General features: G+C 45.0%; 8 protein-coding genes. 4 read left to right on the top strand and 4 right to left on the bottom strand.

The genetic code is table 11. The features are described from left to right. The first annotated feature begins 39 nt into the window (after positions 1–39). Together Q0I54_RS02295 and Q0I54_RS02290 are read left to right on the top strand one after the other, a co-directional pair. Positions 40–564, top strand: a complete 525-nt coding sequence (locus tag Q0I54_RS02295) for a bL17 family ribosomal protein (RefSeq protein ID WP_109216018.1) — start codon at positions 40–42, stop codon at positions 562–564. A 376-nt stretch (positions 565–940) separates the two neighbouring features. Then, on the top strand, positions 941–1,120 hold the full coding sequence (locus Q0I54_RS02290; RefSeq protein WP_296116098.1) for a hypothetical protein: 180 nt from the start codon (positions 941–943) through the stop codon (positions 1,118–1,120). A 184-nt stretch (positions 1,121–1,304) separates the two neighbouring features. Here Q0I54_RS02290 and Q0I54_RS02285 read toward each other — a convergent pair whose 3' ends face one another. From Q0I54_RS02285 to Q0I54_RS02270, 4 genes are all read right to left on the bottom strand, one after another. Further along, positions 1,305–2,846 (bottom strand): phosphomannomutase/phosphoglucomutase, encoded by a 1,542-nt coding sequence (locus Q0I54_RS02285; RefSeq protein WP_296116096.1) that lies wholly within the window; start codon positions 2,844–2,846, stop codon positions 1,305–1,307. Positions 2,847–3,104: 258 nt separating this feature from the next. After that, complete coding sequence (locus tag Q0I54_RS02280; protein ID WP_296116094.1) at positions 3,105–4,520, bottom strand: HAMP domain-containing sensor histidine kinase; 1,416 nt, start codon at positions 4,518–4,520, stop codon at positions 3,105–3,107. A 23-nt stretch (positions 4,521–4,543) separates the two neighbouring features. Then, entirely contained in the window at positions 4,544–5,242 is a 699-nt protein-coding gene (locus tag Q0I54_RS02275) for a response regulator transcription factor (RefSeq protein ID WP_296116093.1), read from the bottom strand. 117 nt (positions 5,243–5,359) lie between these two features. Then, on the bottom strand, positions 5,360–7,735 hold the full coding sequence (locus tag Q0I54_RS02270) for an endonuclease MutS2 (RefSeq protein WP_296116091.1): 2,376 nt from the start codon (positions 7,733–7,735) through the stop codon (positions 5,360–5,362). A gap of 246 nt (positions 7,736–7,981) precedes the next feature. Here Q0I54_RS02270 and Q0I54_RS02265 point away from each other — a divergent pair, with 246 nt between their 5' ends. After that, complete coding sequence (locus tag Q0I54_RS02265) at positions 7,982–9,265, top strand: S1C family serine protease (protein ID WP_296116089.1); 1,284 nt, start codon at positions 7,982–7,984, stop codon at positions 9,263–9,265. Between the two features lie 100 nt (positions 9,266–9,365). Then, complete coding sequence (locus tag Q0I54_RS02260; protein WP_296116087.1) at positions 9,366–10,310, top strand: 3'-5' exoribonuclease YhaM family protein; 945 nt, start codon at positions 9,366–9,368, stop codon at positions 10,308–10,310. Positions 10,311–10,335 lie beyond the last annotated feature (25 nt).

Here is a 10,335-nt window from a genome sequence, read left to right as displayed (position 1 = left end):
GCGTTGCCGGATGAACCACAATAATGGAGGGCTATTAAAATGGCAAAATATCGTAAATTAGGAAGAACATCTTCCCAGAGAAAAGCATTAATCAGAAGTCAGGTAACTGCATTACTTCACAACGGAAGAATCATTACTACAGAGGCTAGAGCAAAAGAAGTTCGTAAAGTCGCTGAAGGTCTGATCGCATCTGCAGTAAAAGAGTGTGATAACTTCGAAGAAGTTACTGTAAAAGCTAAAGTTGCTCGTAAAGACAGCGAAGGCAAAAGAGTAAAAGAAGTTGTAGATGGTAAAAAAGTTACTGTTTATGATGAAGTTGAGAAAACAATCAAGAAAGATATGCCATCCCGTCTTCATGCAAGAAGAGAGATGCTGAAAGTTCTTTACCCTGTAACAGAGACAGGCGCAAAGAAAAAAGATACTAAAGAAGTTGATTTAGTAGATAAATTATTTACAGAGATTGCTCCAAAATACAAAGATCGTAACGGTGGATACACAAGAATCGTTAAAATCGGTCTTCGTAAAGGTGACGGAGCAATGGAAGTTGTTCTTGAGTTAGTATAAAATTTATAGAGTACTTCATGGAGCCATACGAAAAGAGATTTTCGTATGGCTCTTTTTATTTGATAGGAAATTACGATGAATTTTAATATCATCAGGAAAGTTTGTATAAAAATCTTGTTAAGAAATTGTTCATAATCCACAATCCTTGTGCACATATTATGAAAGACTTACTGAATGTCCGGATAAAGTATGCGGATTGCACATTCCCAATTGGTAACATCTGCTCAAAAATGCACACTAATAAGATTATGTTATTAAAACACATGATTTTTCTATTGGAAATATGTAAAAACATATTGTATTATAAGCATGTACTTAAGAAAGTACAAAATAATTAACAGGGAAAAATAATTGAAAAGAACTGGAGGGAATTCATATGAGAAACACAGGAAACAAAAAATTAACAATCACAGGTACTGGTGTAGACAGCAAATATCGTTGCAACTTATGTGGACACCTTACAAACGGTTACGCTCAGTGTTGTCAGCACTGTGGAACAGTAATTTCACTTTACACAGCAACAGACGTAACATTTGATGCTACTTCTTACAGATAGGAAGCAGCTGCTAAATAAGTAATTTTCAAATACCAACATAAATACCAAACCTTCATCCATGTGGAAGGGAAGCCATATGGAGAAAAAACCTAACTCTTTATATACTTTGTCCGAAGTATGAAAAAAAGAAGCGACGTCAAGTCGCTTCTTTTTTTCGTGCTTTGTACCCTAACTGTAATCATGATTACAGTGCAGATAAATCTAACTGATCAAAATCCTCTACCAGACTCTGCGCAATACCTGTAATAATCTCCAGATCACGCGGTGTGCGGCCCTCCAGGTTCAATACCATAACCGGATCATGCAGCGAAGCTCTCAGAAGCATCCAGCCGGTGCAAACGCCGGTAAAACGGATACGAACACCTTCGTAGGATTTCGGAAGCTCAAAACCGGACTGGGCAGCATTGTTTTTGAATGTCTCCAGTACAGATGCTCCGTATGCATGGAAATCTTCGGTCAGAATCGGGAAACGAACTTCGCGGTCTGCATATTCTGTGCAGAGGTTTGCGATAAAGTGGTCGATGGTTTTGCCTTCGCGTTTTGCCTTAGCAACAGCAATTACAAGCTTTACAGCCAGATAAGCACCATCATCCAGATAATAGTTTTCTTTCAGACAACCGTGACCGGAAGTTTCCATGGCCAGCGGACTTACGATTCCTTCTGCATTTAATTCCTTGCATTTGTTGATGACATTTTTATAGCCACGCATGTAGCATAAATGCTTCAGTCCAAGATCCTGCTCAAGGAAGTCTGTCAGACGGTCGGAAGTAACGGAATCCGTAATAATTGTGCTGCCCGGGTAATCCGGAGCAAGGATAGCTGCGATCATAGCAATGATCGAATCGCGGTTGATCGGTGTGCCATCGGACAACACAGCAGACATACGATCTACATCCGTGTCGAAGATCAGACCAAGATCAGCGCCTGCAGCAACGGTGGCGTCGCAGATTGCTTTCATAGCCTCTTTATTTTCCGGGTTCGGAATATGGTTCGGGAATGTTCCGTCCGGCTCAAGGAAGTTACTTCCTGTGGTGTCTGCACCAAGTTCATCCAGCACTTCTTTTACAAAGAAACCGCCTGCGCCGTTTCCGGCATCTACAACAATTTTTAATCCTTTTAATGGTTCGTCATAGTTTTCAGCCTGTACACCGTCACAGATCTTCATGCAGAGGTTTGCGCTGTACAGAGAAATCAGCTCAAATTCGGTAAAACGGTTGCTGTCTTTCGGCAGTGGCTGCTCCAGTACCGCAGGATCCATACTGTCAGCAAGTCCAGTAGCAATTTCAAGAATGGCAGTGATATCATCATGCTCAAGTCCACCCTCGTGGTCAAAGAATTTCAGACCGTTACGGTTGAATGGCAGGTGGCTTGCTGTGATCATGCAGGCACCGTCATATCTTGTTTCCGGATAGACAATGGACATAAACATGGCCGGTGTGGATGCCATGCCGCAGTCGGATACGTAGATGCCTTCATCCAACATACCGCGGATGGCCTGTTTTTTGATCTCAGGACCGGTAATTCTTGAATCAGTACCGACACCAACGATACATTCCTCCGGACTGATATTTTTTTTCTTTAACAACCAGATGGCGAATGCCCGTCCGATCAGATAAGCTGCTTCTGAAGTCAGGGTTACATGTTCGCCCTCAATGCCTTCACATGCGATACCGCGGACGTCACTGCCGTTTTGCAGTTTCATTAATTCTGTTTTTGTAATAGACATAGGTTTTCTACTCCTTTTACAGTGTCAAACGGATCGTTCCGTTCACATTAGTTCTTGTAAATTATAATTCAGATAGAGGGGGAATACAAGCATAACTGGAGAAGATTTCTTTTGATTCCACTTACCATAAGAAAGGAAGCCATAAGGCAAAGGTGGTTACGACAGAGAAAAAGAAAAAACGGAGCATGCGTGAAAAAGCGATGGTGAACGTAGAGTAAAAAAGGTGTGAGTTCTGATGATTCAGAGCTCACACCTTTTTTACTCTTTATCAGCATAAGGCAGCGTAAAGATAAATTCGGTTCCCACGCCTTCCGTACTGATGACATTGATGTTTTCATGATGTGCATGAATGATTTCCTTTACAATGGCAAGTCCAAGTCCGGTACCTTTCTTATCCTTGCCGCGGGAGGCATCTGATTTGTAAAAACGCTCCCAAATGCGGCTGATACTTTCTTTTGGAATACCGATGCCCTGATCCTTTACGGAAACAAAGACTTTTCCGCTACGCAGGGTTGTCTCAATGGTAATGACGGAATTACTGTGGCTGAATTTAAATGCATTGTCCACAAGGTTATGCATTACCTGATCGATCTTGGCAGAATCCGCTTTAACGTAAAGCTGATCTCCGGTGAGAATCAGGTTGAAGGAAAGCATTTTTTCTTTGCATCGGCCTTCAAACATCAGGATTGTTCGTTTGATCAGCTCATTGAGATCAAAGATGGAGAGGTCCAGATAAATACCTTTTGATCCATATTTATTCAGTTCCAGAAGGCTCTGAGTCAGTTTCTCCAGGCGTTCTGCCTCAAAAATAATAACGTCCAGATATTTGCCTTGCAGTTCCACCGGAATCGTACCGTCTGCCATGGCCTGTGCATACCCCTTGATGGAAGTCAGTGGGGAGCGGAAATCATGGGAAACGTTGGATACGAACTTGTGCTGGTCGTTTTCCAGTGCATTTAATTCCACTGCCATAAAATGCATCGTATCGGCTAAAGTTCCGATTTCATCATGCCGGGACAATTCCAGAGGCGTCTCAAAGTTTCCGTCTGCATAAGATGTCGCCGCTTTCAGAATGGTCTGCAGTGGCCGGTACATTGTAAAATAAAAAGTCAGCAAAATAACAAGTGCCAGCAGCAGTAAAAAAATCAGTGAAAGGTAAAATCCGTTCAACAGATCGTACTGTTCGTTAGAAACGTGGGACAGTGGCAGACACATCATTACATAACAGGTGACCTTGTAATTTTTTGTGATGGGGGTGTATACCGTCAGAATGTCTTCGGCGTAATGGTCGTAAAATGTTCCGATGGAATAATTACTTCCGCTGAAATCCAGAATATTGAAATCCGGAATGGTTTCTGCCTCGGAAGGTCTGACATATTTCTTGGAATTAACCATTACTTTTCCGGCGGTATTGATAATATAAATATCGGAGTCCAGGTAACTGCTGACGGCGGCTATTTCTTTTTGAAATTCTTCCAGTGTCAGTTCTGAACTATAGTAGCTGCTGCCGAAGGAATCTGCAATCTGGCTGCTCTCTCTGCGCAGGGCAGAGGCATAATGCTGCTCCAGGTAATTTTGATTATAATGAGCCGTAAAGGTCGAAATCAGGATAAAACCGAGGACTGCAAACGCCAGATAGGAAAATATCATCTTAAATAGTAATTTATGTTTCATAGATAAATTGTACCGGGTCGGGGTTAGCGGCGCTCAAATTTGTAGCCAATGCCCCAGACGGTGGTAATCCCCCAGTGTTCGTGGTCTTTGATTTTTTCCCGGAGACGTTTTACGTGAACGTCCACGGTCCGGGTGTCACCAAGATATTCATACCCCCAGATGTTGTCCAGAAGCTGCTCCCTGGTAAATACCTGGTTGGGTGAGGATGCCAGGAAATAGAGCAATTCCAATTCTTTTGGCGGCATATCGATCACCTGCCCGTAGTACATAACGGAGTAGTTTGTCAGGTTGATGACCAGATCCGGATATTCCACACATTTGATGTCTGGCTCCGTTTTCTCCGGTTTTACAACCTGATAGCGGCGCAGTACTGCTTTGACACGGGCTACCAGCTCCTTGGAATCAAATGGTTTGATGATGTAATCGTCCGCACCGAGTTCCAATCCCAGTACCTTGTCGAATACTTCGCCTTTAGCGGAAAGCATGATGATCGGTACGTTTGAATGTGTTCGAATCTCACGGCAGACCTGATAGCCGTCGATGCCCGGAAGCATCAGGTCGAGCAAAATCAGGTTTGGCTGATAAGTTTTAAATTCACGCAGGGCGGATTCTCCGTCTTCCACAATTTTGGTGTCGTAACACTCTTTTAAGAGGTAGAGGGAGATCAGCTCGGCAATATTTGCATCGTCGTCGACGATCAGAATTTTCTGTTTGACTGCCATAATGGGCCTCCTAATATTTTTTATGCATTCTTAGACTCTTCCTAAACAAGTCATTCTGGCTATATTAAAAAAATTAATGTATTCTTTTGATTGCCTGCAATCCTCATGGCTCTGAAGTTATTCAAATTCTGCAATAGTTACTCCGGCATCGCCTTCGCCAAATTCGCCAAGATGAAAAGATTTGACATATTTTTGGCGTTTTAGATGTCCCTGAACAGCTTTTCGCAGGGCACCGGTTCCTTTTCCGTGAACGATACGCACGGATTTCAGATGCGCGAGATAAGCGTCATCCAGATATTTATCCAGTTCCATCAGCGCTTCATCTACGGTTTTTCCAATCAGGTTGATCTCCGGTGAAACAGAGAGTGATTTTGCCATTTTCAGTTTTCCGGCGCCGGTCTTTGTGTTGTGAACAACCGGTGTCGCATCTTCATTCACCAGAACCAGGTCACGGATGTTTGTCTGATAACGCAAGATGCCAGCCTGTACAAACAGGTTGCCTTTGGCATCCGGCAGGGTGTGAACCGTACCTTTCAGGTTCATGCTGAGAATTTTGACGGAGTCACCCAGACGCAGTTTTTTCGGTACGTTGTGGTTGACCTGTTCTTTCTTCTGCAGGGAAGCTTTGGATTGTGCTTTTGCCATCTTTTTGCGGATTTTTTCACGATCTTTTTCCATGGCGGAAGCATCCACGTGGGTTTTGCCGTATTTGTGGAAGTTGCGGATGGTTTCGTCAGCCAGATCCTTGGCTTCTTTTAAAATAGCAGCAGCCTGTTGATTTGCCTCCTGCAGTACGCGGTCACGGCTGCGGTTTAAGCGCTCCTGTTTTTCTTCCAGTTGTTTTTTCAGGGAAGCGGCTTCCTCTTTGTAACGGTTGATCTCAGCCTGTTCTTTTTCTATGGTCAGGCGGCTCTGTTCGAGATCCGCAATGACATCTTCGAAGTTTTCATTCTCTTTTGTAATGCGTGTTTTTGCATCCTCGATCAGATCAGATGGAAGCCCGATCTTGCTGGAAATTGCAAAGGCATTACTTTTCCCCGGAATACCGATCAGCAGACGGTAGGTTGGGCTTAAGGTCTGCACACTGAATTCACAGCAGGCATTTTCCACGCCCTCTGTGGAGAGCGCGTACAGCTTGATCTCGCTGTAATGGGTGGTGGCCATGGTGCGGATGCCATTCTGACGCAGACGGTCGAGAATGGAAATGGCCAGTGCGGCACCTTCGTCCGGGTCCGTTCCCGCGCAGAGCTCATCGAAAAGCACCAGAGACTGTGGTGTCGCATTTTTTAAAATGGACACGATGCTTGTCATATGGGAAGAGAAAGTACTGAGGCTCTGTTCGATACTCTGTTCATCACCGATATCTGCGAAAACATCGTCAAAAATAGCCAGTTCGGAACGGTCTTTTGCCGGAATGTGAAGTCCGGCCTGTCCCATCAGGGTAAACAGTCCCACAGTTTTCAGGGAAACGGTTTTACCACCGGTGTTCGGCCCGGTAATGATCAGCAAATGGAAAGTGTCTCCCAGATGCACATCGATAGGAACAACCTTCTTCGGATCCAGCAGTGGGTGGCGTCCCTGACGGATGCGGATGCGTCCTTCCGTATTGAAGATCGGAGCCATGCCGTTCTGGATTTTTGCCAGATTTGCTTTTGCAAAAATAAAGTCAAGGTCAACCAGGATACGGTAGTTATCCAGTAGATATGGTGCGTATTGAGCGGTCAGATTGCTTAATTCTGCCAGAACCGCTTCAATGGCTTCCTGCTCTTTCAGGAACGCTTCCTTTAAGTCATTGTTTAATTTTACAACGGACATCGGCTCGATAAAAAGAGTAGAACCGGTGGAGGACTGATCGTGGATCATGCCAGGAACCTGTCCTTTGTACTCTGCTTTGACCGGCAGACAGTAACGACCGTTTCGCATGGTGATCACTGCATCCTGCAGATAAGACCGGGTGGTGGAACTGTTTAAGAGGTTGTTCATGGCACCGTGGATCTTGTCGTTGATATTGCGGATGGTGCGGCGCACGCTGTGCAGCGCAGGGCTTGCGTCATCGCTGATCTCATCCTCGGCCAGGATACAGCGGCGGATTTCCTCCAGCAGCGGTGTCAGTGGCTCGAGACCTGCAAAGAGTTCTTCCAGGGAATCCGATGGAAGATCGTCCCGGTTTTCTCTGGAATAGGCTTTCGCCCGTTTGGCGATCTCCAGTAAGGTACAGACAGAGAGCAGTTCCGCTGCGTTTAAGCTGCCACCGATCTCCAGACGTTTCATCTGAAATCCCGGATCCTTCAACCCGCCAAAGGAAAGTCCGCCTTTGCGGTAAATGCGGGACAGAGCATCGGATGTCTGAGTCTGCGCCTCTGTGATCTTCTGCTTATCGGTCATCGGAACCAGTTCGAGACACCGTTTTTTGCCAGCGTCTGAAGTAGCTTGATCCGCAAGCAGATGAATGATTTTATCATATTCTAAAACTTTTAAAACTTTTTGATTCATAAACTCCTCCAAAGTATTCAAGAATGCCCTCGGCATTCTTGCTGCGAGATGCCTTACGAATTGTTCCGTACTTCGTACTCCCGCGCATCATAAATTGAATAGTTCCATTTTACCGCATAATTAAGGAAGTGAAAAGTGAAAGTTCTATTAAATTCATCCAAACTTTGCAGTTGCATAAGAATTGCAGAAAACGTATAATAAATGCATTGGAGTATATCGGTTCTTAGCGTGGAAAGGTGTTTTGTAGTGGATAAAAAGAAAAAGGAAGAATATCATTTTGTAAAAGAACAGATAAAAAAGATTCCGCCTGACCGGAAAAAAATGAGTGCGCGGCTGGGCTGGACGATTTTGCTGGCAGCTATTTTTGGCGTGGTGGCAGCGATTGCTTTTTGTGCAGTTAAGCCTGTGATGGAAAATCTACTTCATCAGAAAGATAATACCGTTGTGATTTCCGGGCAGGATGAGTTATCCGAAGAGACACCGGAGGAATCGGATCCGGTTTACATTACGGAGACACAGCAGATGGAGCCGGAGGACTATCAGATTTTGCAGAACAAGCTGTATGCCATCGGGCGTGCAGCCAATAAGTCTGTAGTATCGGTAAAAGCCATTGGCGAGACAACGGATTGGTTCGAGGATTCGTATCAGACGGAGAGTCAGGGAACCGGCATTATCGTGGCAGATACCGGAAGCAACTATCTGATATTGACCGAAAAAAAGGTGATCGCGGATGCAAGTCAGGTGGACGTGACATTTTATGATGACAGTATGACGGAAGCGTCCATGCTGGCCTGGGATGAAAATACAGGAATTGCGGTTTTACAGGTTGAGAAAAAGAATCTTTCGGAGCAGACAGCAGACCGGGTGGCAGCAGCCACATTGGGAAATTCTTCGACGTTATCTCAGGGAACGATTGTCATTGCCATCGGAAGTCCGCTGGGAGAGGCGTTTTCTATTTTGACCGGAAATGTAACGTCCAGCAGTCATGAAGTAAGTACGGTGGATGCCAATTATAAAGTGATTTCCACTGATATCAATGCGAGTGAGGCCGGAAGCGGCGCCCTGATCAATCTGAAAGGGGAAGTGGTCGGGCTAATGCTGCAAAGCTACAGCAAACGTGAGTCGCAGAGTACTGTGACGGCAATCGGCATTTCCGATATCGGGAAATTGCTGGAAAAAATGTCAAACGGTGAGTTTCCGGCCTATCTGGGACTGGAAGTGAGCACCGTGACGACAGAGATCGCAAAAGAAAATCAATTGCCGAAGGGCGTTTATATCAAACAGGTGCTGTCGGATTCTCCGGCGATGCAGGCGGGCCTGCAGATGGGAGATGTGCTGACAAAAATCGGCGGCACAGAGATCCAGACCGCGCAGCAGTATGAGGATTATATGCTGAATGCAAAGGATGGTCAGCAAAGCACGGTGACGGTCAAACGCATGGGAGCAGATGGAAAATATCAGGATCTGTCTTTCAAGGTTGTATTTGGAACACTGCAGGAATCGCAGACACAGGAAGGCAGTGGAAAATAAACAGTGACTGCGTTCATGAGCAAGTAGTGAAAGCGGATTGCAAATGTCCGCTTTACAAAATGGAGTAGAAAGGATACCCATTACGGGGATTGTGAGAAAAATGAGATTTATTGAGACATTACATGAGGGTGAGAGAATCGGAGAGGTTTATCTGTGTAAACACAAACAGACAGCCATGACAAAGGCGGGCAAGCCGTATGATTCCCTGACACTTCAGGATAAAACAGGCACACTGGATGCAAAAATCTGGGACGTAGGATCCAACGGAATCGAAGAGTTTGATTCCCTGGATTACATTTATGTCATGGGTGACGTGACCAGTTTTCAGGGTTCCCTGCAGCTGAACGTCAAACGTGTGAAAAAGATGTCAGAGAGTGACATCAATCCGGCGGATTATCTGCCGGTCAGCGAGTACAACATTGCGGACATGTATCAGAAACTTCTGGATTATATCGCGCAGATGAAAAATCCGTACCTGAAACAGCTGGCAGAGTCTTTTTTTGCAGATGCAGACTTTGCGAAACGTTTCCAATTCCATTCAGCAGCAAAAAGTGTGCATCACGGATTTGTTGGCGGACTGGCGGAGCATACCTTACATGTGACGCAGATTTGCGATTTTTTCTGTAAATTATATCCGATGTTGAACCGGGATCTGCTTCTGACCGCAGCGATGTTCCATGACATTGGAAAGTTACAGGAACTTTCTAGCTTCCCGGCAAACGATTATACGGATGATGGTCAGTTACTTGGCCACATCATGATCGGTGCCATGGAAGTGCAGAAACATATCGATCAGATAGAAGGATTTCCGAAACGTACCGCTTCTGAACTGGTGCACTGCATTCTGGCGCATCACGGCGAACTGGAATATGGTTCTCCGAAGAAACCGGCACTGGCAGAGGCTATTGCTCTGAGTTTTGCGGATAATTCCGATGCAAAACTGGAAACTATGAGAGAGGCATTGTCAAACATTCCGGAAAACAGTCTGGAATGGCAGGGATTCAATCGTTTCCTGGATTCCAATGTCAGAAGAACAAGTAAGTAACAGGCAAATGTAAGTGCTCCCGATG

The sequence above is a fragment of the uncultured Eubacterium sp. genome (assembly GCF_934295145.1).
GTDB lineage: Bacteria > Bacillota > Clostridia > Lachnospirales > Lachnospiraceae > Eubacterium_I.
The sequence above is the reverse complement of the archived record's forward strand: the minus strand, read 5'-3'. Positions and strand labels throughout refer to the sequence as shown.